Origin of the sequence: Stenotrophomonas sp. G106K1 (assembly GCF_037969685.1) — a bacterium.
In the GTDB taxonomy this organism is placed as follows: domain Bacteria; phylum Pseudomonadota; class Gammaproteobacteria; order Xanthomonadales; family Xanthomonadaceae; genus Stenotrophomonas; species Stenotrophomonas lactitubi.
On sequence record NZ_JBBPFR010000002.1, the window covers coordinates 333,756 to 357,456 of the forward strand.

A 23,701-nucleotide genomic window follows, 5' to 3' on the forward strand; every position below is an offset into this window, starting at 1 on the left:
ACGTTCCCTATTTCCCCCTAGCCGGTGGCGCGAGCACTACATGGCCAACGAACGTCCTGCCCAATCCGAAATCAAGCAACTGATCAGCAAGGGCCTGGAACAGGGCTACCTGACCTATGCCGAAGTCAATGACCACCTGCCGGACGACATGGTCGACCCGGAACAGATCGAAGACATCATCGGCATGATCAACGGCATGGGCATTGATGTCCATGAAGTTGCTCCGGATGTGGAAACCCTGCTTCTCAACGACGGCAACACGGGCAACCGTGAGGTCGACGACACCGCAGCCGAAGAAGCTGCCGCCGCGCTGAGCGCGCTCGACACCGAAGGTGGCCGTACCACCGACCCGGTGCGCATGTACATGCGCGAAATGGGTACCGTCGAGCTGCTGACCCGCGAAGGCGAAATCGCCATTGCAAAGCGCATCGAAGAAGGCCTGTCCCAGGTCCAGGCCGCACTCGGCCAGTTCCCGGTGTCGGTCGAATCGCTGCTGACCGATTACGAAGCGCACAAGGAAGGCCGCAAGCGCCTTGCCGAAGTGATCGTCGGCTTCAATGACCTGTCCGACGAAGTGCCGGCCCCGGCTGCTGTTGTGGCCGATGACGCAGACGACGCCGATGCCGACGCCGACGAGGAAGAAGACGACGTCGACGGCGGCGATGAAGAAGCCGCACCGACCGGCCCGGATCCAGAGGAAGTCGCCGCGCGCATGCAGGCGCTGGGCGATGCCCTCAACGCCTTCAAGAAGGCCGTTGCCAAGGGCGACAAGAAGAACCTGCTGAAGCTCCGCGAGGAGATGTCGGCGGTGTTCGTCACCCTGAAGCTGCCGCTGCCGCTGACCGACGTGCTGACCAAGCAGCTGCGCGACACCATGGGCAGCGTCAAGGCCCATGAGCGCCGCGTGCTGAACCTGGCCACCGTCACTGCCCGCATGCCGCGCAAGGACTTCATCCGTTCCTGGGAAGGCAACCAGACCAACCTGGAATGGGTGGAAGACGCACTGAAGCGCAAGCAGAAGTGGTCTTCGGCGCTGCGTGAAGTGAAGGACCAGATCGTGTCCGAGCAGCAGGCCACCATCGATATCGAGAAGGTCACCCTGCTGGACCTGGACGAGCTGAAGGAACTCAGCCGTGCCATGGCCTACGGCGAAGCCAAGGCGCGCAAGGCCAAGAAGGAAATGGTCGAGGCCAACCTGCGCCTGGTGATCTCCATCGCCAAGAAGTACACCAACCGCGGCCTGCAGTTCCTCGACCTGATCCAGGAAGGCAACATCGGCCTGATGAAGGCCGTGGACAAGTTCGAGTACCGTCGCGGCTACAAGTTCTCCACGTATGCGACCTGGTGGATCCGCCAGGCCATCACCCGTTCGATCGCCGACCAGGCGCGCACCATCCGTATTCCGGTGCACATGATTGAAACGATCAACAAGTTGAACCGCATTTCCCGCCAGATGCTCCAGCAGTACGGCCGCGAGGCTACGCCGGAGGAGCTGGCCAAGGAAATGGACATGCCGGAAGACAAGATCCGCAAGGTGATGAAGATCGCCAAGGAGCCGATCTCGATGGAAACCCCGATCGGCGACGACGAGGATTCCCATCTGGGCGACTTCATCGAGGACACCAACGTGGAGTCCCCGATCGAGAACACCACCAACATCAACCTGTCTGAAACCGTGCGCGACGTGCTGGCCGGCCTCACCCCGAGGGAGGCCAAGGTGCTGCGCATGCGCTTCGGCATCGACATGAACACCGACCACACCCTCGAGGAAGTCGGCAAGCAGTTCGACGTGACCCGCGAGCGCATCCGCCAGATCGAAGCGAAGGCCCTGCGCAAGCTGCGTCACCCGAGCCGTTCGGAGCAGCTGCGCAGCTTCCTGGATATCGATTGATTTCCAGGTAGTGCCGAGCCATGCTCGGCAACGGCTTCTGTCGAGAAAAACCCCGCCTTGGCGGGGTTTTTCTTTGGGGGATCTGTTGCAGGGCCGAGCCGGTGTTCGGCTTCCGTTGGCGGTGACGCATCCGCCCTTTGACGTTCCGGGGCGACAAACGCACTCTGGCGTCGCAGGTGCTCAACACACCTCGTGGGCGGGCCGGATCACCGGCACCGATGCGGACGCGCTGCAGGGACACGTGCACTGCGTGCATCTGCGGCATCAACCCTGTTGAGCATTGGAGCTTGGCCATGAACGCTGTCGAACATGATGTGCCTGTTGTCGCTGCCCTGGATTTCCCGCCGTTGATGACGTGGGAGGACGTCATGCAGGACGAACGGGAAGACCGGCTGGGCTTCGCCCGACGGGCGACGCTGGCGCTGCTGACGCAATCGGGAGAGCAGTTGGTTGCGGGGTTTGCCGGTGGCAACCGCAAGGGGCTGGAAGGTGCCATGAAGGCGGTGGCGCTGTTCCAGGCGCATCTGCAGGAGATGGAGCGGTTGGCGGGGATGGCGGAGAGACGGTTGCTGCGCGTTGGTGAAGTGGTTGCTGCTGCCGACTGAGTAGCCGATTCCGGCCGTGCTCCACTACACTGTGACGCTGCGCAGGGCCTATAGCTCAACGGTTAGAGCAGGGGACTCATAATCCCTTGGTTCCAGGTTCGAATCCTGGTGGGCCCACCATTGCATTCAATGGCTTAGGCCATCAAAAGGCACCGCTCGGCGGTGCCTTTTACGTTTGATGCCTACCTGGTGCCTATATTCGCGACGGCGCCCATGCCGGTGTTGGGGGTTGCCATTCATCTCGTGCCCCTGCTGCACTTCGGAGCTGAGCCAGCGCGGCCTTCTTCCGATGGATCCTCATCCTGGAAATCCACAATCCTGATTCGTTCTGCGCGGCTCGATCAGCGCATCTCCTGCTTGGATGCTCGTGTCGTTGGAGCCTGGGTTCCCCGAGACGGGAAAGCGTGATCTCCTTCGTTTCGTACGTTTTCATTTCAATGAAATACGCGGCGGCAATCTGCCCGGGGTTGTGAAGAGGGGGAGGGGCGTGCCAGCGCCGGCATCGGCTACGAGCAGTGCCGAGGCCGGAGCCCTGTCAGCCCCTGCCGATGGTCACGTTGTGGAACCTTCGGCGCCATGCTCGAATCGGGCCACCCGATCATCCAGGAGCATGTCGGATGTCATTCAGATCCCAGGCAGTGCATTTCGCGTGCATCGCCATTCTTCTGCTGGCGCCCCAGTGGGCACGCGCCGGGTCGGGAGGCTCGACGCGGCATGCGCCTCCATTGGTAACGGTGGGCTACGACGAAGCTTTTGATCTGTTCAATCTGTTGGACAACCTGCCCGATTGGCTGCCGGGCTATACCAACGCGATCTACCAGCAGGACTGGGAGCGCAGGTTCGGGTTGGACGCGAAGGATCGTGCTGCGCTCGAGACTTACGCACGGTTTCGTCAACGCACTTCCCCGATGGCCCGTAATGACGAGGGTAAGCGGCCTCTGGCAGACAGCCTGTTTGCCGGCAGCGATACACGCATTGGCGACCCATACACGGGCTACTTCCAGAACGCGGCATCATTCTCTGCCGCCACCGAGGCCGCCATCGCCGCACAGGCGGCTGGTGACCGGGAACTGCTGAGGCGTTTCTATGCACGCTTTGCGCCCCGCGCACGCGCGCTGCTGACCGGGACGGCGCGCTTCAGCCAGCAACAGGAGACGTTGACCCTGGAACTGGCGGCGCCGATGGCCGCCGCATTTGCCGCGCGCCTGCGCACCTTCTACGGTGTGGAGGCCGCCCCCACCTTTCATGTGCGATTCGTGTGGTGGCCGTATTCGAACCGCACCCAGGCCAAGCTGCGCGGTGGCTCCATTGTGCTGTTCTCGGATCAGCACGTGCAGGATGACTGGGCGCCGATCGTGCTGCATGAGTACGCGCACTTCCTGTCGGCTGGGCAGCCTGCAGCCAACCGGGAGGCGCTGGCGGCGGCGTTCGCGCGGCTGTGCCCGAGTGCGCTGGCCCTGCCCAATCCGCTGAACGCACTGGAAGAACCGTTGGCCATCTACTGGGGCCAGTACCGGTTCGAACGGGAAGTGCGTGGGAAAGTACTGTCCAGCGATTCGTCATGGTATGCCCAGCCGCACGCTGATCGCGCAGCCAAGGCAATCGCGGCTGCATTCCCCGCCGAACGCCCGGCACCAGCACTTGCCGTGGGGCCGCTGCTGGAGGCGGCAGCTTCCGTCTGCGAATCCCGCCCGTGATCCCGGCTTCACGCCCCGCACGCTATCCACAGCGGTCATGGACCTCATACGACTGCTGCGATCGCTGGAAGAATTCCTCTACGAGCTGGTCGGCTGGCTGGTGTTCTATCCGCGGATGTTCTGGCGGGTACTGATTCACCCCGGCGAGGTCGCGCTCTACACCCGCCGCGAGCGCGGCAAGGACCTTGAACACAGGTTTTCCGATGCGATCAGCCCGGTGCTGATGCTGATCCTGTCGGTGGCCATCGCCCATTTGCCGCCGTCATCCTCTGATCTTCAACAGGGCGGCGATCACTCGAGAACGTGATCGGCCTTGCCCGGTGGCACGGCAGTGGCCTCACCGCGCTGCAGGAGGTCGAAGAAGTCCACCGCTTCCGCAGCCAGCGCATCGTGGGCGTCGAAATCCCAGTTCTGCTTGTACTCGCGGGCGAGCAGATCACAGACGGCCTTGGCCTGCTGGTAGGTCTGCGACTTCTCTCCGCGATCGGCCAGCTGGTCACGGTGGATCTGGCACAGCATGAGCTGGTGGGCATCTTCGGCCCGCTCGCGCTCCCAGCCGATGTCGGGCAGGGCGGACAGTGCTGAGGCAAGCGCGATGGCAATCAAAGGCATGATCCGGTTCCGGGCGGGGGGCGGAACCCGAGCGTAGGTGATGGTGCAGCGCAGGTGTCAGCACGCGCGACGTCGGTTTTACGGGGTGTTTACCATTCGCCGGGGAATGGTTGCAGTGGGCAGATGGCGTTCTCCACGCATGGCGTGGCGCTACTGGAGCGGCGTGGAGCTACGGGTTCTGGAACACCGCCAGCTGCGCGGCGAACGCGCGCTGGTAGGCGGGCCGCTGCGTCGCGCGGGTGATGTACGCAGCCAGCATCGGATACTCATCGACGATGCCGCTGCTGTGCAGCCGCAGCAGTACCGACACCATCAACAGGTCGCCGGCGCTGAAGTCGCCGTCCAGCCACGGTGCATCGCCCAGCCGCGCGGACAGCTCACCCAGGCGCCTGCGCACGCGCTCGTCCAGCATCACCAGCCGCTGCGCATACCAGGGCTGATCGCGTTCCAGCACCCACGCCATCGAGCGTTCGACGATCGGCGGCTCGACGGTGTTCAGTGCGGCGAGCATCCAGGTGATCGCACGCATGCGCGCGCTCGCATCGGCGGGCAGCAACCCGGGGTGCTGTTCGGCCAGGTGCAGGACGATCGCGCCTGATTCAAACAACACAAGTTCGCCATCCTGGTAGGTGGGAATCTGCCCGAAGGGATGCCGTGCCACGTGCGCCGGCTGCTTCATCTCCTCGAAGGAGAGCAGATGGACGTCGTACCCCACGCCCAGTTCTTCCAGCGCCCAGCGCACGCGCATGTCGCGGGCCAGGCCCTGGCCACGGTCCGGGGAGTGCTTGAATGCGGTCAGGATCGGGGTCATCGGGATGTCCATCGGCGATAGCCGAGCGGGTTGGCCGGCCTTCTCTCAATCGACGTGCGAGAAACCCTGGAATCGACACAGGTGATTGCCCAGCACGCAGGCCATGGCTGGCAGGATGAACGGTTCACGTGGCGCGGTTCGCATGGGATGCGTGGTGACGCGATACTGCCCTTCTGCACACCCTTGGGGAAGTACGTGAGCACGTCCAGACTGCCGCGGATCGTTGGGTTCGACGTGCCGCGGCTTCACCAGCAGGTCGATGCAGCTGCCGATGAAGCGATCACTGCGCTTCTGGACCAGGCGCCCGATGAGCAGTGGACTGACCGCTTCCTGCAGCACTGCGCGACGCTGGCGTCGCAGCTTTCATTGGCGGAAGTGAAGGTGGAGGGCACCCGCATCGCCTTCCATGGCTCCATCGCCGATGCGCGCGCCCTGGCCGACGCCGTCATTGCGCTGGTGAACCGCCTGAACGATCAGCTGATGCAGGAAGGCAACCTGCACGCAGGCGAGGAGTGAGCTGCGCGCAGGGCGTGTCAGCCCGCTTGCGGAACCAATGCCGGCCCGGAAAGGCGGGCCCAGCAGCCCATTGCCATTTCCGCCGAACCCGGGTGGCCACGCAGGCTGGTGCGCAGTGCGAGCCGTGACTGCAGGTCGGTGAGCCACGCCGTGCGCGTGCCGTGTGGGTTGCGGACGTAGATGTCACACGCCAGGCGGATGACCGGTGCGACCTCGTGGCGGAAGTTGATGGCGGGCAGATCGCCGGTCTGGAACGCGGCCTGCCAGTGCTGCAGCTCGCGCTCGACGTCAACGAAGTCCTTGTTGGTGATGCGTTCCATGAGACTTCTCCTGTTGGAACGCCAACGTACACCCCGGCGTGTCAGTACCCCGTGTGCATCAACGGCTGTTCATGGCGGCTGTTCATTATTGGCGCGATCCGATGCAGCTGCGTAACCGGCCGACGCACACAGTGGGGTTGCAGCAGATCGCTGCGGTGGAGCAAGACATGAACAACAACACGCAAGGCCAGTCCGACCGCAACAACGCCTCGACCGATACCAGGCAGGCTGCCCAGCAGGGGCAGACCGATGGCAACGAATTGGGCGGCGACCAGAAGCAGGACGGCAAGCACCGCCAGCAGGAACAGCAGGTCCAGCAGGATGCAAAGCCAGGTGCCCAGCAGAAGTCCGGGCAGGAACAGAAGAGCGAACCGGGCCGTGACGCCCGTCGCTGAGCAGTAAGCGAAGAAGAGGCCGCGCATTGCGCGGCTTTCCTCTGTGCAACGTTCGGGAAGCGCGCTGATGCCATCACATGCCCGTGCGGTAAGCCTGATGACGAAGATCATGTACCAGTGCCGTCCGGCAAGAACGACGACGATGGCGCGCTGCCGCGCCTGCCAGGCGCCCAGTCCGGGTGGGATGGAGTGCGCGCGTTGCCTTACCGAGGAACTCGGTGGCGTGATCGGCAACCGCGGCGCTGCTGCACGATGGCTGGATTCCTTCCTGAAGGTGCAGCAGGACGAGGCGTTCGTCTTCGTCTGCGTCAAGCGCGTTGAGGAAACCGCGTCGACGGGTCGCAGTCTGGAGTGACATTGCGCAGGCGTATGCTCGAATTCCAATGGGAGCGAGCGTCATGTCTTTTCAGATCAACCTGTATGACAGGGACGGACGCGGGCTTCGCCTTCCTGATGGATGGTGGATCGACCTGCACACCGATCCCCCCGCGCTGGTCAACGGCGCTGTCCGCATCGATCTGCCGGCGTCCACGCGCAGCGAGCATCCTGATCTGCAGCCGGACGTCCTGAACCACCTCCGCCGCCGCATTGAAGGTGCGCAATGGCTAAGCTGACCTACCATCCGCCGCTCGGCGTGCGCTGGCTGACGTTCCGCCTGCGCAACGGCCAATCCATCGGTCCTGAGAAGCTGCGGGCCGTGTGGTCCGATGCGGCCGAGACCAACAACTGCTCGGTCCGGCGCGAGCACGTGGAAGGCGCCGGCTTCGTCTATGCGCTGTACGCCCCCAGCGGGCTGTGCGTTCCGCGCCGGGCGGAGCTGCGCATGCGGCTGTTACTGGAAGAAGCGGGCTACGCGTTTTCGATGGGCGTGCTTACCGGCAGCCATCCTGCCTACGGCTGAGTGCACGATGATCTGATCGGCCCCGAGGTTGCTAGACTGCGCGCCCCGCGTCGCCGCAATCACGGAAGATTCCCATGTCCAAGCTGTCTGCTTTTGCTGTTTTCCTGGCGCTCGCTGTCTGCACGACGAGCGCTCGCGCCGACGAACAGGACAGCGCGTCGACCATCGCGTTCAAATCCATCAGCCCGGTGCTGAATGCCCTGATCAATGCAGACGATGCGCAGGAACTGATGGAGAGGGCCGAGGAAGACGACGCCACGCTGCTGCAGTCGCTGGCGCTCTATCTGGCCGCAACCCGTGAAGACCCTGCGCTGGCACAGGCGCCGTACCACGCAGCGGCATTGTTCGCTCGCCGCGGTGACGGCGCGCTTGCCGAGCGCTATCTGCGTGAAGCCGATGAGCGTGGCATGTGGTTCGCGCCCGCGCTGGCCGACAACGATGACTTCGAGCACCTGCGCGCAACGCCGTTCTTCAAACAGGTGCTGGCCAACACGCAGGCGCGCTACGCGCAGGTATCGGCGGGCAAGGCGGGTGCCATCTCGGTACTGCAGCCTTCCAAGGGTGTTGCGATGCCGGCCTGCGCGCCGGTACTGGTGTGGCTGCACGGCTACGGCATCAATGGCCACCTGGACAGCAGCAAGCAGCCGCTGGCCGATGCCGGTGTGGTGCTGCTGGGCATCAACGGCACGGAGATGCGCGAGTCGTTCGACAGTTTCAGCTGGACCGGCCCATATGAGGGCACGCACAAGGTGGTGCAGAAGGGGTTGGAGCAGCTGGCCACACGCCAGTGCATCGACCGCAAGCAGGTCTATCTGATGGGTTTCTCACAGGGCTCGCAGCATGCCGGCGCGCTGCTGGCGCAGCACCCGGATGACTATGCAGGTGCATTGCTGGTGTCGCCGGGCGGTTGGCGCCAGCCCGTGCCCACGCAGAGCAGCGCGCACGGCAAGCGCGTCTTCGTCATCAATGGCGAGCAGGAAGGGCCCGCCAACCAGAAGATGAGTGCGGATTTCCGCGCGCTGTTCAGCGACGGCAACGAAGTGCGTTCGCGCACGCATGGCGGTGGCCATTTCTATCCGGACGACTGGAAGACCTCGTTCCCGCAGGCCATCCGCTGGCTGATGGGCAAGGACGGCTGAGCACAGCTCACCGTGCGGCAGTCGACAGGTGGGGAACCACGCCGCCCACTGCTTCCCGGAAGGCAACGCCACGTGCCCGCCTGCGGGTCTACTGCGCACTGCCTGCGTTGCCTACGCTGATCCCACACGGCCCTTGCCGTGCTCCGGGTCCACGACAGCTCGTGGATCTTGCCTTCAATCGAACCAGGTAGCGCTGTGCTGCTGGGCATTGCTGCCCGGCAACGCCTTGCCCTGCGCCGTGCGGAGGCCTGGCCCGGAAACGCTTGCCAGCCCTGTCTCGCTGCCCGCCAGCCAACCTTCGTGGAGATCGCCTCATGTTCAGCCTGGAAACCACCATTGCCCCTGCCTCGCCCGCGCTCGACGAGCTCGTTCCCTCGCGCTACGCCCTGAAAGTCGGTGATATCGATGTGCTGGTGGTCAGCGACGGCGTGCTGCCGCTGCCGACGCAGATGCTCGGCCACAACGTGCAGGCGTCCGAGCGCGCCGAATGGCTCGACGGGATGTACCTGCCACAGGATGCGTTCGACTGGGCGTTGAACGTGATGGTGGTGCACAGCGGTGAGCGCACCATCCTGATCGACGCCGGCCTGGGCATGGACCCGGACCTGCAGCTGCCGCGCGCCGGCCAGTTGATCCGCCGCCTCGGCGCTGCCGGTATCGATCTTCGCGAGATCACCGATGTGGTGATCACCCACATGCACATGGACCACATCGGCGGCCTGCTGGTGGACGGAGTGAAGACACAGCTGCGGCCGGACCTGAAGATCCACGTCGCGGCGTCGGAAGTGGCGTTCTGGAAGTCGCCCGACTTCACCCGCACCAACATGCCGCAGGGGTTCCCGGACGCGCTTCGCGCAACTGCAACGCATTTCTGGGCCGAGTACGGCAGTTTCGTGCACACCTTCGAGGATGAGCATGAGATCGCACCGGGTGTAGTCGCGCGCCGCACCGGCGGCCACACGCCGGGCCACTGCGTGGTACGCGTTGCCTCGGGGGGCCAGGCGCTGACGTTCGCTGGCGATGCCGTGTTCGCCGTTGGTTTCGATCAACCGAACTGGCACAACGGCTTCGAGCACGACCCGGAGGACGCGGCGCGGGTACGCATCGAACTGCTCAATACGCTGGCCGGGACCGGCGAGATGCTGGTGGCCACGCACCTGCCGTTCCCGTCGGTGGGCCGCGTGTCCCGCGAGGGCGAGGCGTTCCGCTGGGTGCCGGTGTTCTGGGATTTTTGATCAAGTTTTCTGGACTTCACGTCACCAATGGTCCCGTGCAGGGGCGCACAGTAGCTCCTGTCGAAACCCACCCATCCGCTGGAGGTCCACCATGAACACCGTTACCCGCACGCTTGCTGCAACTGCCCTGGCCCTGTCGATGCAGGCGGGCCTGTCCGCACAGGCCGCAGAGCCGGCACACCCGCCCGCACCCAGTGCTGTCACGCGCACCGCCAGCACCATCACCACCGCCGATGGCGTGCAGCTGTACTACAAGGACTGGGGCCCGAAGAACGGGCCGGTGGTGACCTTCAGCCATGGCTGGCCGCTGGATTCGGACAGCTGGGAATCGCAGATGATGTTCCTGGCCGACCACGGTTATCGCGTGGTCGCGCACGACCGCCGCGGCCACGGTCGTTCCAGCCAGCCGTGGGACGGCAATGACATGGATCACTATGCCGATGATCTGGCCACGGTGATCAACACGCTGGATCTGAAGGACGTCACGCTGGTGGGCTTTTCCACCGGTGGCGGCGAAGTGGCGCGGTACATCGGCCGCCATGGCACGGGACGGGTGAAGAAGGCCGTGCTGATCAGTTCGGTGCCGCCGTTCATGCTGAAAACCGCAGACAACCCCGGTGGCGTTCCGATCGGAGTGTTCGACGGCATCCGCAAGGCGCAGCTGGAGAACCGGTCGCAGCTGTACAAGGACATTCCGTCTGGTCCGTTCTATGGATTCAACCGACCGGGCGCTAAGGTCAACCAGGCGATGGTCGATGCATGGTGGGCGCAGGGCATGCTGGGTGGGCAGAAGAACACCTACGACTCGATCGCCGCATTCTCGGCGACCGACTTCCGCGCTGACCTGCAGAAGTTCGATGTACCGACCCTGGTGATCCACGGCGACGACGATCAGATCGTGCCGATCGACGTGGCGGGACGGATGTCGGCCAAGCTGATCAAGGGCGCCAGGCTGATCGTCTACCCGGGTGCGCCGCATGGTCTGACCGAGACCCACAAGGACAAGGTCAACCAGGACCTGCTCGCGTTCCTGCAGCAGAAGTAACCGCAAGGGCAGCCGTCAGGCAGCACGGAGAACGGCAGTAGAGCCACGCCATGCGTGGCTCTTGCTGTGCATGAGCCAACGGCATCCACGCATGGCGTGGATCTACTGGGTCCATGCGGGGTGGAGAGCCCGGCAATAGAGCCACGCCATGCGTGGCTGTGCTTTGCAGGAAGCCAACGGCATCCACGCATGGCGTGGATCTACCGGATCCATGCGGGGTGGAGAGCCCGGCAGTAGAGCCACGCCATGCGTGGCTGTGCTTTGCAGGAAGCCAACCGCATCCACGCATGGCGTGGATCTACTGGATCGAGGTTGGCTGGTTCAGGCCCTGCAGCTTGTTTGGATTGCGCTGCACCAGGATCTGCACGATCTGCTCGCCGTTGGTATCGAAGGCCATGGCCGATTCCAGCACGCCATCGAAGTAACGCAGCAATCCCAGTCGTCCATTGATCATGCTCGGCACCATCCGCAGCTGGTCCTTGCGACGCAGGTGCGGGGCGTACAGCAGCTGCGCGATGCGTGCGCCGCCGACCATCGGTTTCGGGAAACTGGTGACGATGCCGCCGCCATCGCCGATCAGCACTGCCGATTCGGCCATCAGGGTTTTCATCGTCTTGAAGTCGCCATTGGCGATGGCCTCTGCGAAACGCCGCATCAGTTTCTGGTGCACGTCCTGCGGCACGTTGTAACGCGGGCGGTCCTGCCGCAGCTGCAGGCGTGCGCGGTGCACGATCTGCCGGCAGGCGGCTTCGGTCTTGTCCAGCGTGCGTGCCACTACGTCGTAATCCTGGTCGAACACATCGTGCAGCAGAAACGCGGCACGCGCATCCGGTGCCAGCCGCTCCAGCACGTTGAGGAAGGCCACCGACAGATCACTGGCCGTTTCCAGCATGTACTCGGGGGTACCGGTGTCCTCGGTGAGCAGCGGTTCGGGCAGCCACATGCCGACATAGTGCTCGCGGGCGCGCCGGGCCAGGCGCAGGCCATCGATGGCGCGGCGGGTGGTGGTGGCCACCAGCCAGGCTTCGGCGTTCTCGATGTCCTGCTGGTTGGCGCCATGCCAGCGCAGCCAGACATCCTGCACCACGTCCTCGGCCTCGTGCGAGGAGCCGAGCATGCGGTAGGCCACGCCGAACAGGCGCGGGCGTAGTCGGGTGAACAGTGCGGTGGGGTCGTCCATGCCAGCAGAGACGGGACAGATCTGCCGATTGTGACACCGGCGGACCTGTGGGAGTGGTGGGTACTGCCCCGGACCGGTGGCGGTCAGCGTGGTGGCAGTACCGCCGGCTTGCCGATGTCCTTGATCAGGAACACGACGAATGTCGCCGGCTCGGTCTGGCTGGCATTACGGCCGACGGTGTGCAGATCGTCCGGGCCTTCATGGAAGGCCTCCCCCGGGCCGAGGGTGACCTCGCGGCCACCGGCCACGCCCATCACGATGCGGCCCTGCAGCACATAGACGAAGCCGTGGGCGTCGTGCCGGTGCACGGGATCGGCGCCGCCGGGTGGGTACTGCACCGTAAGAATGAGTACTTCCTTGCCCGGCTGTTCCGGCAACGGACGGGTCATGACCTCGCGCACGATGGGCTCGGGTGCGGTGGGCGGCGGTGTGGCGGCGATGCTGGTCAACGGCAGCAGGGCCAGCAGCGCCAGGGAACAGAGAGAACGCATGGCAGGTCTCCAGCAGGAAAGTGTGCAGTCGACGCTCAGGCCAGACCGGCCTTGTCGAGGCCAAAGGCTTGGTCCAGCGAGCCGGGTTTGGTACGGAAGGCGACGTTGGCACGGTTCCAGGCGTTGATTGCCATCACCGCGTAAGTCAGATCGACGATTTCCTGTTCGGACAGCTGGCTGCGCACGCGCTCGTACACGTCGTCCGGAACACCCTGCGCAGGCAGGTGGGTGAGCACGTCGGTCCACGCCAGGCAGGCACGTTCGCGCGCGCTGAACAGGTTCGATTCGCGCCACGCCGCTACATGATGCAGGCGCAGTGGGCGTTCGCCGCGGATCGTCGCTTCCTTCACGTGCATGTCCAGGCAGAAGCCGCAGCCATTGAGCTGCGAGGCGCGGATGTTGACCAGGTCGATGATGGCCGCTTCGATCGAACTGTTGTGCACGGCATGGGAGAAGGTGCCGAGCTTCCTGAAGAGTTCGGGAGACTGTGCGGCGTAGTCCAGGCGTTGGCTCATGATGGTGTTCCGATGGGAGTTGAGGGACGCAGCGAGGCTAGGCCCGCTGCGCGCGAAGCGGTAGGCGAGGGCGGGGCTGCACGGTGTTGCACGAAAAACACCAATGGCCTGTCACAGCGGTGGATGCTCGCCCGTCTGCCGGGCATGAACACCCCATCCGCCCCGAACCGCACAGCAGCCTGCCCCGCCAGTGAGCGGGTCTGGCAGGCCTTCCTTGCCGCATTGCACGAACTGCCACCGGACATGCGGGCCGTGCTGTTGCTGCATGACGTGCTGGGCGCGGGCTTTGAAGACATCGCGCCGCTGCTTGGGCTGGAGCTGCCCGCATGCCGCCAGCGACTGGCCCATGCACGCGCCCACCTGCTTGCCCGACGCGACTTCCAGGAGCCCGGAACACCATGAATGTCATGCCGCAGTCCTGTCTGGCCAGCGACGGCCGCGATTCCCTCACGGCGTCCTTTTCCGCCAGCTATGCCGGGGTTCTGGCATTCATCGCGGTAGCCGCCGAGGGCAGCTTCGCCCGCGCCGGTGATCGCCTTGGCATCGGTCGTTCGGCGGTCAGCCGCAGCGTGCAGAAGCTGGAGGGACAGCTGGGCGTGCGCCTGTTCCTGCGTACCACGCGTTCGACAACATTGACCCGCGAAGGCGAGCTGTTCCTGGAGGGCTGCAGCCCGGGCGTTGCCAGCATCCTGCAGGCGCTGGACGAAATGCGCGATCTGCGCGAGGGACCGCCGCGCGGGCATCTGCGGATCAGTGCGACCCATGGCTTCGGACGCCGGGTGATCGCGCCGCTGCTGTCTGCGTTCCGCGCGGAGTATCCGCAGGTCTCTGTGGAGCTGCTGCTGGACGAGCAGGCGCCGGAGCTGGCCGCCGATCGCATTGATGTAGCGTTCCGCGATGGCGTGCTGGAAGACAGCCAGGTGATCGCCAAGCAGCTGGTGCCGATGCAGTTGGTGGTCTGTGCGTCGCCCGCGTATGTGCAGGCATATGGCCTGGCAGACACCATCGAAGCGCTGTCCACCCATGCCTGCATCGGTCGACGCCTGCCCGGTGGGCGCCTGCAGCGCTGGGACTTCCGTGTGGACGGCCAGGATGTGGATCTGCAGCCGCCGGCAGAGGTGGTGTTCAACGATGCCGATCTTGTCTTGCAGGCAGTGATCGACGGCTTGGGGATCGCCCAGCTGCCCAGCTACCAGGTAAGTGATGCGTTGCGCACAGGCGCTGTAGTGACCTGCCTGGACCGCTATGCGCCTCACGATCGTGGCCACTACCTGTGCTACCTCAGTCGACGCCAGCTGCCCAAGCGGATCCGCGCGTTCATCGATTTCAGCACCCAGCGCATACGCGCGCTGGATCTGGATGTGTTCTCGCACTGGGAAGCGCGGCAGCAGGCGGCAGTGCAGGGCAAGGCGGCCTCGGCATGGGCATGACCGCATTGGTGCCGATGTGGCAACAGTGCGTGGCCTGCTGCGTATCTACTGCGCAGGCCAATGCGTTCCTAGCATGCAGCCACACCCGCACCTTCCACGTTCCAGGAGACCTGTCATGAAGATCCTCGTCATCGGTGGCACCGGTCGCATCGGCATCAAGGTGGTCGACCGCCTGCATGCGGCAGGCCATGAGGTCGTCGTCGCTGCACCCTCCACCGGTATCGATGTGCTGAGCGGCGAGGGCCTGGCCGCTGCGATGGCGGATACCGAGGTGGTGGTCGACCTGGCCAACTCGCCCTCGTTCGAAGATGCGGCGGTGCTGTCGTTCTTCGTGACTGCCGGCCACAACATCCTGGCGGCCGCGGCGCAGGCAGGCGTACGCCATCATGTCGCGCTGTCGGTGGTGGGTACCGACAAGCTGGCGGCCAGCGGCTATTTCCGCGGCAAGATCGCCCAGGAGCGCCTGATCCGCGATTCGGGCCTGGCGTACACGATCATCCACTCGACGCAGTTCTTCGAGTTTCTGCCAGGCATCCTGCAGGCCGCCGGTGACGGCCAGACTCTGCAGTTGCCGACTGCCGCAGTGCAGCCGATCGCCGCCGAGGATGTGGCCGATGCGGTTGTGCGCATCGCGCAGCAGGCGCCGGCAAACGGCGTGGTGGAGATCGCCGGCCCGGAGCGCGAATCGATGGCGGTGCTGGCGCAGCGCTTCTTGCAGGCAACCGGTGACGCGCGTGAAGTGGTTGGCGATGTCCAGGCGCGCTACTTCGGTGCGCAGCTGCAGCAGGACACACTGGTGCCGGTGGGCCAGGCATGGCTCGGCACGATCGGCTTCGAGCGCTGGTTGCAGCAGTCCGGGCTGGCACAGGGCCGGCCGGCCTGATCGGCGGTCGACGCCTCCGGCAGGAACCTGCGATGACCGGGCTGAAACCGCCTCCGCACAGTGTGCTCGACAAGTACCACGGTGATGAGGTGCACCCGCTGTATACCGGGCGGGTGCGGGTCAGTGGTGGCGTGGCACAGCACGGCCGCGCGTCGGGCGTGGTGCGGTCCGATGATGGTGCGCTGTCAGTGGACCTGCGGTTGCCTGCTGCGCTGGGTGGACCCGCTGGCGGTACCAATCCCGAGCAATTGCTGGCGGCGGGCTACGCCGGCTGCTTCCACGGTGCGATGGTGCTGGTGGCTGCGCGTGCGGGAATGGAACCGGTTGACCCGAGCATCGACGTAGCGGTGACGTTCGCGCGCGATCCCGTGGACGGCCTGTACCTGCTGTCGGCCGAGATCGTTGTGTGCCTGCCTGGCATGGACCCGATACGTGCAGCCGAACTGGTGCGCAACACCGAGCGGGTCTGTCCCTACGCGAAGATGTTCCATCGGGGCATCAGCCATGTGGTGAGGGTGGCTGTGGACTAGACATCCTGTCGGGAATATCGTGCGGCCGCTTGTGGGATTCAGATGCAGTGAAGACGCCGCGTCGCCCGCGTGATCCAGTGGGGTGCCGTTGGGCAGCATGATCGCCGCATCAATCGGTGCTCACCCGCGAACCACGCGTGTTCGGCCAATCTGGTGTGGCAGGCAACGGATACCACTGTTGTCCTTTCCCCAACGAGGAGACTACACATGAGCACCCAGTCCACCATCGAGCATCGCCTCAACGACCTGATCGAGATCGCACGTGATGGCAAGTCCTTCTACGAGGAAGCCGCAACCAAGGTGAAGGATGCTGAGCTGTCGGCATTGTTCGTCCGCATCGCCGGGGTGAAGGGCCGCATCGTGTCCTCGCTGAGCAGCTCGGTGGCCGCTACCGGCGGCAAGCCGGCCGAGCACGGCACCATGGTCGGTTCCATGCAGCAGTTCTACGGCAAGGTGCGCGCGGCCTTCGGTGACACCAATTACGGCTACGTGGCCGAACTTGAAGAGTCTGAGGATCGCCTGCTGGGTGCGTTCAAGGACGTGCTGAAGGACAACGACCTGCCACCGGCGGTGCGCCAGGAAGTGACCCAGTGGCTGCCGGAAGTGCAGGAATGCCACTCGGTGATGCGTGCGCGCAAGCATGCGATGAAGGCTGCCTGATCGCATCTGGCGATCGTCCGCCACATCGCTGCGACCAGGGCAGCCCAGTGCGGTCCTGGTCGTTTCTGCGCCTGTGATGTGCGATCAGGCGCGTGGCCTGAGCAGGGCAACAGCCAGGCTGGCCAGGGTCGCTGCCGCAGCCGCAGTCCACAGGGACTCGGCAAAGCAATGGGCCTTGATACACTCCCCGCATTCGATCTTCCACCGGATCATCAGATGAACAACGGGAACGGTCCGCAGACAGTCCGCTGAGCCGCAACAACGCTACGCACGTTGTTGCGGTGGTCTTTTCCTGCGATTTCCACGCATTGGGTTGATCACCGCCGGATTCCCTCCTGAGCGGATGTTTCCCCATGTCTGATCGAAAAGCCCTTCGCTGGGCCCATTCCCTGCCGGCCGCCATCGCGTTGATGGCCCCTTTCGACCTCCTGGCCTCGCTGGCCATGGATATCTATCTGCCTGTTGTATCGGCCATGCCGGATGCACTCGGCACATCGCCTGCCGTCATCCAGTTGACGCTGAGTCTGTACATGCTCGCACTCGGGCTGGGCCAGCTGATCTTCGGCCCGCTGTCGGACCGGATCGGGCGAAGGCCTGTGCTGCTGATAGGCGCGTTGCTGTTCACGCTGTCGTCGTTCGCGCTTGCCGCGTGTAGTGGTGGCGCCGCGTTCCTGGCCTGGCGCGGCGTGCAGGCGATCGGTGCGTCGGCCGCACTGGTCGCCACCTTCGCGACGGTGCGCGACGTGTATGCCGATACGGCCGAGGGTGCCACGCTCTACGGTCTGTTCGCCTCGATGCTGGCGTTCGTGCCGGCACTCGGCCCCATCCTCGGCGCGTTGATCGCCTACGCGCTGGGCTGGCGGGCCATTTTCGTCGCGCTGGGTGTGTTGGGGTTGCTGGCGGGGGCGCGTGCATGCCGGGGCTGGCAGGAAACGCGGCCACCAGAGCACGGCCACGCATCGCCAGCCTTCGCACGCATCCTCGGCAATGCCAGGTTCTGGGTCCATGCATTGGGATTCAGTGCGGCGATGGGCACGTTCTTCGTGTTCTTCTCGATTGCCCCGCGAGTGCTGATGGGGCATGCGGGCCATTCGCCGATGGGTTTCAGCCTGGCCTTCGCGACAGTTGCGCTGGTGATGATCGTCACCTCGCGCTTCGCCGCGCGGTTCATCGGGCGATGGGGCATTGGTGGCAGCTTCCTGCGTGGGTTGATGGTGATGATCGGCGGCGTGCTGGTCATGGTGATGGCGGCGATACTGCCGCCGTCATTTGCCAGCGTCGTGCTGCCGATGTGGGTCGTGGCCATCGGCATCGTGATGGTCGTTGCGGTTGCGGCCAACGGTGCCTTGCGCGATTTCGCCGATGCTTCCGGCACGGCGGTGGCGCTGTACTACGCCGTGCAGAGCCTGATCGTGGCCACGCTTGGCACGCTCGCGACGCTGCTGCTGCGGGGCGACACGGTCTGGCCGCTGGTGGCTTATGGGTTGCTGCTGCCATCGCTGAGCCTGGTTGGTCTGGCGATGCTGCGACAGTCGTAGAGTGAGCAGCCAGCATCAGAAAGGGATGGATGAGCGTGATACTGTCCCGCCTCAGGCAATCGAGCGCGCTGCGTGGATCGACTCTGCCTCCCTGCATTCCTTGCCATTGCCCAGGTCGCTGCATGACACCATCCTTCCGCAAGCCCCAGATCGCGATCCTTGGTAGTGCCGATCCCGGTTCACTGGCATTCGACCTCGCAGCACAGGCGGGGAGATTCCTCGCCGAAAGTGGAATCACCCTCGTCAGCGGCTGCGGCAGCCCAGCCACGCGGGTGGCAGCCGAGCATGCAGTCGCAGCCGGTGGCACGGTGCTGAGTGTGATTCCGGAAGGCAACATGCCCGCAGCGGGCTGGCCGGCAACGGTGGTGGTGCCCTGCGGCATGGGCGATGCCCGCAACCTGATCATGGCCTTGGCTGGCGATGCCTGCATCGTCATCGGCGGGCGCGCAGGCACGATTTCCGAGGTGTGTCTGGCCTGGCTGCACAAGCGGCCGTTGCTGCCGCTGGTGGGCGCTGGTGGCTGGTCGGATGGTCTTCCCGGCAACCCTCCCGACGAGCGCGGGAACTCACCGATACTGCCGTGGCACGACATCGCGGAGCTGCGCGCGCAGCTGCGCCATCTGCAGCTGCTGGCAGGCTGAACCGGCGCTTTCACTTCCTCTCCCGCACACGCGGGTAGGGTGATGCGGCCTGGAGTCACCAGGCCTATCAGGGAGTGATATCGATGCGAGCCATCAGGAAAGCGATCGCTGCAGCAGTGTTTGCACTTGCGTGTACCGGTTCGGTGGCGGTGGCCGGCCCGGTGCAGCCGTGTGACCTGCCGTGCTGGAAGGCCTGCCAGGCCTGCGTGGCCGGCGGCGCTGATGCCATGGAGTGCCAGTTCGAAAACGATCGCTGTGTCATGGACAGGTGCGGTGCCGTCTGAGGCCTGCATACCGTTCGCATTGGGGGGCCCGATCCAAGGCCCCCTTTTCACCTGGCCGCAGGCACGTCGTCCGCGGTCGTGATCGTCTGGAGCCGCCACATGGCTGTAAAACGTGTCGTCGCCAACATCGCCAGTGCCGATCCTGCGCAGGCGGCCGCGTTCTACGGCGACATCCTCGGCATGGACATCGTGATGGACCACGGCTGGATCGTCACCTACGGCGGGGAGGGCACTGCGCTGGCACAGCTCAGCATTGCCAGCGAAGGTGGATCGGGTACGCCGGTGCCGGATCTTTCGATCGAGGTGGATGATCTGGAGGGCGTGCTCGAACGCCTGCGATACGCGAACATCGCTCTTGAATACGGCCCGGCCGAAGAGCCATGGGGCGTGCGCCGCTTCTACGTGCGCGACCCGTTCGGGCGCCTGTTGAACATCCTCGCCCACCGCTGACCGAAGACTGCGGCTCAGCCGCCCTTCGACGCTGGCAGTGATCGCTCAACCCTGTTGGCTGCCTTCAGGGTTGCCGGGCATTTCCTGATGTTGCTGTTGCTGACGGGTGGCGGCATGCCGTGCATGGCCACCTTCACGCCCGATCGCGGCCATGTGTTGGCGATCCTGGCTGATCACCTCACCGCCCTTGCGACCCACCACGCGGGCCTCATCCGGGCTGAACTGGTGCGCATTACCGGATGCGTGGGCGGCGCGTCCGCCTTTCGACGCGATCGCGCGCTGTTTGTCCTCGTCCATCGAGGCGAAGCCACGGTTGCTGCCGCCATTGCGTGAGTTGGCCATTGCCGGTCTCCGGAAGTGAAATGGGATGCCGCCATCAGCGACGGCTTCATGCTCCACATCGCGGGCTAACGGCAGGTGGACGTTGGCGGCATTGGACTCACATGCCCTGCGCATGCGTTTGACAACCGGTTACCGCGCAGGGAGCGCCGAGATCAGCAGCCGGTCACCGCGGCAGACATCGGTGTTGCTGTACAGGATGCGGCGCCCATCGTTGAAGGTGATGCGCAGGTTGACGCGGCAGCCGGTTCCGCGCAGTGCCACGGTCGCCTGGCCGCCACCTCCCGCGATGGGCCCGGCCAATGCCAGGGCGTGGAATGCGTCGGTTTCACTCGCCGCGACTTCCACCGACGTGGCAGGTGCATGGGCACGGTTGATCAGGGTCAGGTAGTGCAGCGGCGCCGCAGGCGCGCTGGCGGTAATGCAGGACAGGCTGGCAGCGAGCAGGGGGCGGGACAGGTGCATGCGGGATCTCCATTGGGGACATCGCCATCTGGCGGTGGCGGCTCCGCGCCCGCAATCGATCCGGGACGAATCGTCGCGACGGCGGGCCCAATCGCAATCGGCCCTCTCCGCGCTTCATTGCCGGTCACGCTGTGCCTAAGATGGCGCTGGCCCGCTCCGGGCACCGGGACGCATGCGATGAAGATCCGCCTTGGCCATACCCAGATCGACGTGCTGCGTTACCTGCTGCTGTGGCTGGCGGTTGCGTTCGCCTTCACCCTGCAGAAGGTCTTGAGCCACAGCCTGCAGGGCCAGTCATTCCCGTTTGAGGTCTACCTGCGCTGGTCGATGATCCAGTGGTTCACCTGGGCGGCGCTGGCGCCGCTGGTGTTCGCCCTGGGCGAACGCTATCCGCTGCGGCCGGAGCGAAGGCTGGCCGGTCTGGGGGTGCAGCTGCTGGCCAGCGTGGGGGTGACCGGGCTGGCGATGGTGGTGGGTGCCTTGGTATCCACCTGGTTCGAGCCCAGCAGTTTTGGCGAGCAGCTGTGGTATTTCATTGCCCAGCATTTCGCGCTGGGCCTGCTGACCTACTGGGCACTTTTCGCGATCCAGCAGGCGCTGCATTTCCAGCAGGAAAAGGTGCGCCGCGAGGTCGAGGCAAGCAGACTGGCGACCGAGCTGGCGCAGTCGCGGTTGCTGGCGTTGAAGTCGCAGCTGCAGCCGCACTTCCTGTTCAATACGCTGCACGCCATCATCACCCTGCTGGATGAAGACAAGGCCAGTGCCGAAGACATGCTGCTGCGTCTGAGTGAGCTGCTCCGCGCTTTTCTGGAAGACTACGACGGCCAGGAAATCAGCCTGCGCCAGGAACTGGAGTTGATCGAGCTGTACCTCGGCATCCAGCGTATGCGCTTCAAGGATCGCCTGCACAGCCGCATCTATGTTGCACCGGAACTGCTTGATGGCGCGGTTCCAAGCCTGATCCTGCAGCCGCTGGTGGAAAACGCGCTGCGCCATGGCATCGGCCGCAACCTCGGCGAGGACACCATCGAGATCGAGGGCCGCCGCGACGGTGACACGCTGTGTATCGAGGTGCGCAACCAGAACAGCACGCTGCAGCAGCCCGGGGCGCCAGGTGGTCATGGCATCGGCCTGTCCAATACGCGGCTGCGCCTGCGCGAGCTGTACGGCGATGCGGCCGAGGTGCGCCTTGACCTGCTCTGGCCGCAGGGTGTGGCCTGCAGGGTCCGGTTGCCACTGCGGATGCTGGACGATGCCGATGACGCTCCCGAGTTTGTCCTGCACGGTAGTGCCGCATGAGGCTGAGCGTGCTGGTGGTGGACGACGAGCCGATCGCCCGGCGCGCGGTGACGCGCCTGCTGCACGGCGATGCAGACATCGACAGCGTGGCCGAGTGCGGTGACGGAGTGTCTGCCGTGGCAGCCATCCGCGCGCAGTCGCCGGACCTGGTGTTCCTGGATGTGCAGATGCCTGGCATCACCGGTCTGGACGTGCTGGCCACCATCGGCGCCGCGCAGATGCCGGCCACGGTATTGGTCACCGCCTACGAGCAGTATGCGGTACGCGCATTCGAGGCCAATGCACTGGATTACCTCGTCAAGCCCTTCAGTCGCGAGCGTTTCGCGGCCACCTTGCTGCGCGCGAAGTCCCGGCTGGCCCAGGCGGCCAATGCCGCCGACAACACGCGCCTGCTGCAGGCGCTGGATGTGCTGCGCAGGCGCGAGGATTATCTGCAGCGGATCGCCGTACGTGATGGTGAGGCGATGCTGCTGCTGGCGGTGCAGGACATCATCTGGATCCGTGCCAATCGCAATACGGTGCAGCTGCATCTGGCCGATCGCGTGCATGAGCTTCGCGAAACCATGAACAGCCTGGCTGAACGGCTTGATCCCAGGCATTTCGCCCGGGTGCATCGCTCGGCCATCGTCAACATCGCGCGGGTCAGGACGATCCACCCCTGGTTCAACGGCCATCACGTACTCACCCTGGAGAACGGCCAGCAGCTGCGCATGAGCCGCTACCAGAACGACGCCTTCCTGCGGCTGGTGTCGGCCCGCTCGGAGGCGTGAGTGCCTGTTGCCGGGCCAAGCGCCGCCGACCCGACGGCGATGGCATGCAGAATGTCATCGGTTCCTATCGCCGATGCCATCGGGCTTGCCTAGAATCGAGGCATCCCGGTAGGTCCCGGGCGCTGTCGAGTGAATGGATTCAATGAAGATTCTGTTGACCGGAAGTTCCGGGCGGATAGGGCGCGCGATCTTCGGTGCGCTGGCGGGTGCCAATGAGGTGGTGGGGCTGGACCGCAGTCCCTTCGCCACCACGCGCGTGATTGCCGATGTCACCGATCGCCGGGCGCTGGAACGCGCCGTGCAGGGGGTCGACGCCGTGATCCACACTGCCGCACTGCACGCGCCCCATGTGGGCCTGGTACCCGACGCGGTATTCCAGCAGATCAACGTGGAGGCCACCGCGAACCTGCTGCAACTGGCACGCGAGGCTGGCGTGCAGCGCTTCGTGCTGACCAGCACCACGGCGTTGTATGGCCATGCCGTGGTGTCGGGCGGCTGCCGTTGGATCGACGAGGACACCGAGCCGCTGCCACGCACCATCTACCACCGTACCAAACTGCAGGCCGAGGCCGCTGCCGAAGCGGCGGCCAGCGCAACGTTCACCGTGCGCGTGCTGCGGATGGCACGCTGCTTCCCCGAGCCGCCTGACCGCATGGCGATGTTCCGCCTGCACCGTGGTATCGACGCGCGCGACGTGGCCAGCGCGCATGCCGCGCTGCTTCACGATGAAGGCGCGGCATTCCAGCGCTACCTCGCCTGTGCGCCGACGCCCTTCCGGCGCGAGGACTGCCTGCAGCTGGCGGCCGATCCGCGCCAGGTGCTGGCGCGCCGCGCACCGCAGCTGCTGGCCGAGTTCGAGCGCCGCGGCTGGCCGCTGCCGCTCAGCATCGACCGGGTCTATGACAGCAGCCGGATGCGCGCAACGCTGGGCTGGCAGCCGCGTTTCGGTCCAGAAGACGTGCTGCAGCAGTACGCCGCAGGCAGCATCGAGGTGCTGCCGCGAGCCGAGTGGATCCGCGACCGCGTGGCCGAGTAGCCCCACCAGCGCCGACCGCCGCA

32 protein-coding genes and 1 tRNA gene are annotated in these 23,701 nt (G+C 65.1%); 25 read left to right on the forward strand and 8 right to left on the reverse strand.

Features of this window, described 5'->3' with window-relative positions; genetic code table 11:
- Window positions 1-40 precede the first annotated feature (40 nt).
- The 5 genes from rpoD (at window position 41) to WKB25_RS03865 (ending at window position 4,500) form a co-directional block, all read left to right on the forward strand.
- Window positions 41-1,891 (forward strand): RNA polymerase sigma factor RpoD, encoded by a 1,851-nt coding sequence (gene rpoD, locus WKB25_RS03845; protein WP_340568809.1) that lies wholly within the window; start codon window positions 41-43, stop codon window positions 1,889-1,891.
- 293 nt (window positions 1,892-2,184) lie between these two features.
- Window positions 2,185-2,496 carry a hypothetical protein gene (locus WKB25_RS03850; protein ID WP_340568851.1) on the forward strand — a complete coding sequence of 104 codons (312 nt, stop codon included), beginning with the start codon at window positions 2,185-2,187 and terminating at the stop codon, window positions 2,494-2,496.
- Between the two features lie 44 nt (window positions 2,497-2,540).
- A tRNA-Ile gene (locus tag WKB25_RS03855) sits at window positions 2,541-2,616 on the forward strand.
- A 614-nt stretch (window positions 2,617-3,230) separates the two neighbouring features.
- Window positions 3,231-4,193: a hypothetical protein gene (locus WKB25_RS03860; RefSeq protein ID WP_340568811.1), complete on the forward strand. Its 963-nt coding sequence runs from the start codon at window positions 3,231-3,233 to the stop codon at window positions 4,191-4,193.
- A gap of 37 nt (window positions 4,194-4,230) precedes the next feature.
- The gene (locus tag WKB25_RS03865) at window positions 4,231-4,500 is read left to right on the forward strand and encodes a hypothetical protein (RefSeq protein ID WP_340568812.1); all 270 of its coding nucleotides are present in this window, start codon (window positions 4,231-4,233) and stop codon (window positions 4,498-4,500) included.
- On the opposite strand, the gene WKB25_RS03870 is transcribed toward WKB25_RS03865, so the two are convergent.
- Window positions 4,485-4,805 (reverse strand): hypothetical protein, encoded by a 321-nt coding sequence (locus tag WKB25_RS03870; RefSeq protein WP_340568813.1) that lies wholly within the window; start codon window positions 4,803-4,805, stop codon window positions 4,485-4,487. The genes WKB25_RS03865 and WKB25_RS03870 overlap by 16 nt on opposite strands.
- 169 nt (window positions 4,806-4,974) lie before the next feature.
- The gene (locus WKB25_RS03875) at window positions 4,975-5,616 is read right to left on the reverse strand and encodes a glutathione S-transferase family protein (RefSeq protein WP_340568814.1); all 642 of its coding nucleotides are present in this window, start codon (window positions 5,614-5,616) and stop codon (window positions 4,975-4,977) included.
- Between the two features lie 195 nt (window positions 5,617-5,811).
- On the opposite strand from WKB25_RS03875, the gene WKB25_RS03880 reads away from it, so the two are divergent.
- Entirely contained in the window at window positions 5,812-6,132 is a 321-nt protein-coding gene (locus tag WKB25_RS03880) for a hypothetical protein (RefSeq protein WP_100462753.1), read from the forward strand.
- A gap of 17 nt (window positions 6,133-6,149) precedes the next feature.
- Here the strand turns inward: WKB25_RS03880 and WKB25_RS03885 are convergent, their stop codons facing one another.
- Window positions 6,150-6,452 (reverse strand): hypothetical protein, encoded by a 303-nt coding sequence (locus WKB25_RS03885; RefSeq protein WP_089237115.1) that lies wholly within the window; start codon window positions 6,450-6,452, stop codon window positions 6,150-6,152.
- 167 nt (window positions 6,453-6,619) lie between these two features.
- On the opposite strand from WKB25_RS03885, the gene WKB25_RS03890 reads away from it, so the two are divergent.
- From WKB25_RS03890 to WKB25_RS03920, 7 genes are all read left to right on the forward strand, one after another.
- Window positions 6,620-6,847 carry a hypothetical protein gene (locus WKB25_RS03890; RefSeq protein ID WP_340568816.1) on the forward strand — a complete coding sequence of 76 codons (228 nt, stop codon included), beginning with the start codon at window positions 6,620-6,622 and terminating at the stop codon, window positions 6,845-6,847.
- Window positions 6,848-6,944: 97 nt separating this feature from the next.
- Entirely contained in the window at window positions 6,945-7,202 is a 258-nt protein-coding gene (locus WKB25_RS03895; protein WP_265951953.1) for a hypothetical protein, read from the forward strand.
- Window positions 7,203-7,245: 43 nt separating this feature from the next.
- A complete protein-coding gene (locus WKB25_RS03900) occupies window positions 7,246-7,461 on the forward strand; it encodes a hypothetical protein (protein ID WP_340568817.1) in 216 nt (71 codons plus the stop codon).
- Window positions 7,449-7,748: a hypothetical protein gene (locus tag WKB25_RS03905; RefSeq protein WP_099820540.1), complete on the forward strand. Its 300-nt coding sequence runs from the start codon at window positions 7,449-7,451 to the stop codon at window positions 7,746-7,748. Before WKB25_RS03900 ends, WKB25_RS03905 begins: the two co-directional genes overlap by 13 nt.
- A 74-nt stretch (window positions 7,749-7,822) precedes the next feature.
- Window positions 7,823-8,887, forward strand: a complete 1,065-nt coding sequence (locus WKB25_RS03910; RefSeq protein WP_340568818.1) for a hypothetical protein — start codon at window positions 7,823-7,825, stop codon at window positions 8,885-8,887.
- Window positions 8,888-9,201: 314 nt separating this feature from the next.
- Window positions 9,202-10,122: an MBL fold metallo-hydrolase gene (locus WKB25_RS03915; protein ID WP_340568819.1), complete on the forward strand. Its 921-nt coding sequence runs from the start codon at window positions 9,202-9,204 to the stop codon at window positions 10,120-10,122.
- A 91-nt stretch (window positions 10,123-10,213) separates the two neighbouring features.
- Window positions 10,214-11,167, forward strand: coding sequence for an alpha/beta hydrolase (locus WKB25_RS03920; protein WP_340568820.1), 954 nt, complete (start codon window positions 10,214-10,216; stop codon window positions 11,165-11,167).
- Between the two features lie 298 nt (window positions 11,168-11,465).
- On the opposite strand, the gene WKB25_RS03925 is transcribed toward WKB25_RS03920, so the two are convergent.
- The 3 genes from WKB25_RS03925 to WKB25_RS03935 all read right to left on the reverse strand — a co-directional run bounded on the left by WKB25_RS03925 (window position 11,466) and on the right by WKB25_RS03935 (window position 13,353).
- Entirely contained in the window at window positions 11,466-12,347 is an 882-nt protein-coding gene (locus tag WKB25_RS03925) for an RNA polymerase sigma-70 factor (RefSeq protein ID WP_340568821.1), read from the reverse strand.
- Window positions 12,348-12,430: 83 nt separating this feature from the next.
- The gene (locus WKB25_RS03930; protein WP_340568822.1) at window positions 12,431-12,838 is read right to left on the reverse strand and encodes a cupin domain-containing protein; all 408 of its coding nucleotides are present in this window, start codon (window positions 12,836-12,838) and stop codon (window positions 12,431-12,433) included.
- A 35-nt stretch (window positions 12,839-12,873) separates the two neighbouring features.
- Entirely contained in the window at window positions 12,874-13,353 is a 480-nt protein-coding gene (locus WKB25_RS03935) for a carboxymuconolactone decarboxylase family protein (RefSeq protein ID WP_340568823.1), read from the reverse strand.
- A 144-nt stretch (window positions 13,354-13,497) separates the two neighbouring features.
- Between WKB25_RS03935 and WKB25_RS03940 the strand changes: the two genes are divergently transcribed.
- From WKB25_RS03940 to WKB25_RS03980, 9 genes are all read left to right on the forward strand, one after another.
- On the forward strand, window positions 13,498-13,755 hold the full coding sequence (locus WKB25_RS03940; protein WP_340568824.1) for a sigma factor-like helix-turn-helix DNA-binding protein: 258 nt from the start codon (window positions 13,498-13,500) through the stop codon (window positions 13,753-13,755).
- Entirely contained in the window at window positions 13,752-14,783 is a 1,032-nt protein-coding gene (locus WKB25_RS03945) for a LysR substrate-binding domain-containing protein (RefSeq protein WP_340568825.1), read from the forward strand. The genes WKB25_RS03940 and WKB25_RS03945 overlap by 4 nt, the downstream gene beginning before the upstream one ends.
- Before the next feature lie 115 nt (window positions 14,784-14,898).
- Window positions 14,899-15,666: an NAD(P)H-binding protein gene (locus WKB25_RS03950; RefSeq protein ID WP_340568826.1), complete on the forward strand. Its 768-nt coding sequence runs from the start codon at window positions 14,899-14,901 to the stop codon at window positions 15,664-15,666.
- A 32-nt stretch (window positions 15,667-15,698) separates the two neighbouring features.
- On the forward strand, window positions 15,699-16,196 hold the full coding sequence (locus WKB25_RS03955) for an Ohr family peroxiredoxin (RefSeq protein ID WP_340568828.1): 498 nt from the start codon (window positions 15,699-15,701) through the stop codon (window positions 16,194-16,196).
- Window positions 16,197-16,403: 207 nt separating this feature from the next.
- Window positions 16,404-16,856 carry a PA2169 family four-helix-bundle protein gene (locus tag WKB25_RS03960; protein WP_049466788.1) on the forward strand — a complete coding sequence of 151 codons (453 nt, stop codon included), beginning with the start codon at window positions 16,404-16,406 and terminating at the stop codon, window positions 16,854-16,856.
- A 353-nt stretch (window positions 16,857-17,209) separates the two neighbouring features.
- Complete coding sequence (cml, locus tag WKB25_RS03965) at window positions 17,210-18,394, forward strand: CmlA/FloR family chloramphenicol efflux MFS transporter (RefSeq protein ID WP_340568829.1); 1,185 nt, start codon at window positions 17,210-17,212, stop codon at window positions 18,392-18,394.
- A gap of 122 nt (window positions 18,395-18,516) precedes the next feature.
- Entirely contained in the window at window positions 18,517-19,035 is a 519-nt protein-coding gene (locus tag WKB25_RS03970; RefSeq protein ID WP_340568830.1) for a Rossmann fold nucleotide-binding protein, read from the forward strand.
- Window positions 19,036-19,118: 83 nt separating this feature from the next.
- Window positions 19,119-19,319 carry a hypothetical protein gene (locus WKB25_RS03975; protein WP_340568831.1) on the forward strand — a complete coding sequence of 67 codons (201 nt, stop codon included), beginning with the start codon at window positions 19,119-19,121 and terminating at the stop codon, window positions 19,317-19,319.
- A 99-nt stretch (window positions 19,320-19,418) separates the two neighbouring features.
- Window positions 19,419-19,769, forward strand: a complete 351-nt coding sequence (locus WKB25_RS03980) for a VOC family protein (RefSeq protein WP_340568832.1) — start codon at window positions 19,419-19,421, stop codon at window positions 19,767-19,769.
- Window positions 19,770-19,814: 45 nt separating this feature from the next.
- Here WKB25_RS03980 and WKB25_RS03985 read toward each other — a convergent pair whose 3' ends face one another.
- Together WKB25_RS03985 and WKB25_RS03990 are read right to left on the reverse strand one after the other, a co-directional pair.
- Window positions 19,815-20,111 (reverse strand): KGG domain-containing protein, encoded by a 297-nt coding sequence (locus tag WKB25_RS03985; RefSeq protein ID WP_340568833.1) that lies wholly within the window; start codon window positions 20,109-20,111, stop codon window positions 19,815-19,817.
- Window positions 20,112-20,240: 129 nt separating this feature from the next.
- Complete coding sequence (locus tag WKB25_RS03990; RefSeq protein ID WP_340568834.1) at window positions 20,241-20,573, reverse strand: hypothetical protein; 333 nt, start codon at window positions 20,571-20,573, stop codon at window positions 20,241-20,243.
- 177 nt (window positions 20,574-20,750) lie between these two features.
- Here WKB25_RS03990 and WKB25_RS03995 point away from each other — a divergent pair, with 177 nt between their 5' ends.
- The 3 genes from WKB25_RS03995 (at window position 20,751) to WKB25_RS04005 (ending at window position 23,678) form a co-directional block, all read left to right on the forward strand.
- Window positions 20,751-21,872, forward strand: a complete 1,122-nt coding sequence (locus WKB25_RS03995) for a histidine kinase (RefSeq protein WP_340568836.1) — start codon at window positions 20,751-20,753, stop codon at window positions 21,870-21,872.
- The gene (locus WKB25_RS04000; RefSeq protein WP_340568837.1) at window positions 21,869-22,642 is read left to right on the forward strand and encodes a LytTR family DNA-binding domain-containing protein; all 774 of its coding nucleotides are present in this window, start codon (window positions 21,869-21,871) and stop codon (window positions 22,640-22,642) included. The genes WKB25_RS03995 and WKB25_RS04000 overlap by 4 nt, the downstream gene beginning before the upstream one ends.
- Before the next feature lie 142 nt (window positions 22,643-22,784).
- Complete coding sequence (locus WKB25_RS04005; protein ID WP_340568838.1) at window positions 22,785-23,678, forward strand: NAD(P)-dependent oxidoreductase; 894 nt, start codon at window positions 22,785-22,787, stop codon at window positions 23,676-23,678.
- The last annotated feature ends 23 nt before the right edge of the window (window positions 23,679-23,701 follow it).

Excerpts from the sequence above, each read along its gene's own strand:
- WKB25_RS03895 (WP_265951953.1), top strand. The coding sequence starts at position 6,945 with ATGACGAAGATCATGTACCAGTGCCGTCCGGCAAGAACGACGACGATG.
- WKB25_RS03960 (WP_049466788.1), top strand. The coding sequence starts at position 16,404 with ATGAGCACCCAGTCCACCATCGAGCATCGCCTCAACGACCTGATCGAG.
- WKB25_RS03925 (WP_340568821.1), bottom strand. The coding sequence starts at position 12,347 with ATGGACGACCCCACCGCACTGTTCACCCGACTACGCCCGCGCCTGTTC.
- WKB25_RS03870 (WP_340568813.1), bottom strand. The coding sequence starts at position 4,805 with ATGCCTTTGATTGCCATCGCGCTTGCCTCAGCACTGTCCGCCCTGCCC.
- cml (WP_340568829.1), top strand. The coding sequence starts at position 17,210 with ATGTCTGATCGAAAAGCCCTTCGCTGGGCCCATTCCCTGCCGGCCGCC.
- WKB25_RS03890 (WP_340568816.1), top strand. The coding sequence starts at position 6,620 with ATGAACAACAACACGCAAGGCCAGTCCGACCGCAACAACGCCTCGACC.
- WKB25_RS04005 (WP_340568838.1), top strand. The coding sequence starts at position 22,785 with ATGAAGATTCTGTTGACCGGAAGTTCCGGGCGGATAGGGCGCGCGATC.
- WKB25_RS03985 (WP_340568833.1), bottom strand. The coding sequence starts at position 20,111 with ATGGCCAACTCACGCAATGGCGGCAGCAACCGTGGCTTCGCCTCGATG.
- WKB25_RS03955 (WP_340568828.1), top strand. The coding sequence starts at position 15,699 with ATGACCGGGCTGAAACCGCCTCCGCACAGTGTGCTCGACAAGTACCAC.
- WKB25_RS04000 (WP_340568837.1), top strand. The coding sequence starts at position 21,869 with ATGAGGCTGAGCGTGCTGGTGGTGGACGACGAGCCGATCGCCCGGCGC.
- WKB25_RS03945 (WP_340568825.1), top strand. The coding sequence starts at position 13,752 with ATGAATGTCATGCCGCAGTCCTGTCTGGCCAGCGACGGCCGCGATTCC.
- WKB25_RS03885 (WP_089237115.1), bottom strand. The coding sequence starts at position 6,452 with ATGGAACGCATCACCAACAAGGACTTCGTTGACGTCGAGCGCGAGCTG.
- WKB25_RS03980 (WP_340568832.1), top strand. The coding sequence starts at position 19,419 with ATGGCTGTAAAACGTGTCGTCGCCAACATCGCCAGTGCCGATCCTGCG.
- WKB25_RS03950 (WP_340568826.1), top strand. The coding sequence starts at position 14,899 with ATGAAGATCCTCGTCATCGGTGGCACCGGTCGCATCGGCATCAAGGTG.
- WKB25_RS03915 (WP_340568819.1), top strand. The coding sequence starts at position 9,202 with ATGTTCAGCCTGGAAACCACCATTGCCCCTGCCTCGCCCGCGCTCGAC.
- WKB25_RS03910 (WP_340568818.1), top strand. The coding sequence starts at position 7,823 with ATGTCCAAGCTGTCTGCTTTTGCTGTTTTCCTGGCGCTCGCTGTCTGC.
- rpoD (WP_340568809.1), top strand. The coding sequence starts at position 41 with ATGGCCAACGAACGTCCTGCCCAATCCGAAATCAAGCAACTGATCAGC.
- WKB25_RS03850 (WP_340568851.1), top strand. The coding sequence starts at position 2,185 with ATGAACGCTGTCGAACATGATGTGCCTGTTGTCGCTGCCCTGGATTTC.
- WKB25_RS03975 (WP_340568831.1), top strand. The coding sequence starts at position 19,119 with ATGCGAGCCATCAGGAAAGCGATCGCTGCAGCAGTGTTTGCACTTGCG.
- WKB25_RS03995 (WP_340568836.1), top strand. The coding sequence starts at position 20,751 with ATGAAGATCCGCCTTGGCCATACCCAGATCGACGTGCTGCGTTACCTG.
- WKB25_RS03935 (WP_340568823.1), bottom strand. The coding sequence starts at position 13,353 with ATGAGCCAACGCCTGGACTACGCCGCACAGTCTCCCGAACTCTTCAGG.
- WKB25_RS03930 (WP_340568822.1), bottom strand. The coding sequence starts at position 12,838 with ATGCGTTCTCTCTGTTCCCTGGCGCTGCTGGCCCTGCTGCCGTTGACC.
- WKB25_RS03905 (WP_099820540.1), top strand. The coding sequence starts at position 7,449 with ATGGCTAAGCTGACCTACCATCCGCCGCTCGGCGTGCGCTGGCTGACG.
- WKB25_RS03970 (WP_340568830.1), top strand. The coding sequence starts at position 18,517 with ATGACACCATCCTTCCGCAAGCCCCAGATCGCGATCCTTGGTAGTGCC.
- WKB25_RS03875 (WP_340568814.1), bottom strand. The coding sequence starts at position 5,616 with ATGACCCCGATCCTGACCGCATTCAAGCACTCCCCGGACCGTGGCCAG.
- WKB25_RS03990 (WP_340568834.1), bottom strand. The coding sequence starts at position 20,573 with ATGCACCTGTCCCGCCCCCTGCTCGCTGCCAGCCTGTCCTGCATTACC.
- WKB25_RS03940 (WP_340568824.1), top strand. The coding sequence starts at position 13,498 with ATGAACACCCCATCCGCCCCGAACCGCACAGCAGCCTGCCCCGCCAGT.
- WKB25_RS03900 (WP_340568817.1), top strand. The coding sequence starts at position 7,246 with ATGTCTTTTCAGATCAACCTGTATGACAGGGACGGACGCGGGCTTCGC.
- WKB25_RS03920 (WP_340568820.1), top strand. The coding sequence starts at position 10,214 with ATGAACACCGTTACCCGCACGCTTGCTGCAACTGCCCTGGCCCTGTCG.
- WKB25_RS03865 (WP_340568812.1), top strand. The coding sequence starts at position 4,231 with ATGGACCTCATACGACTGCTGCGATCGCTGGAAGAATTCCTCTACGAG.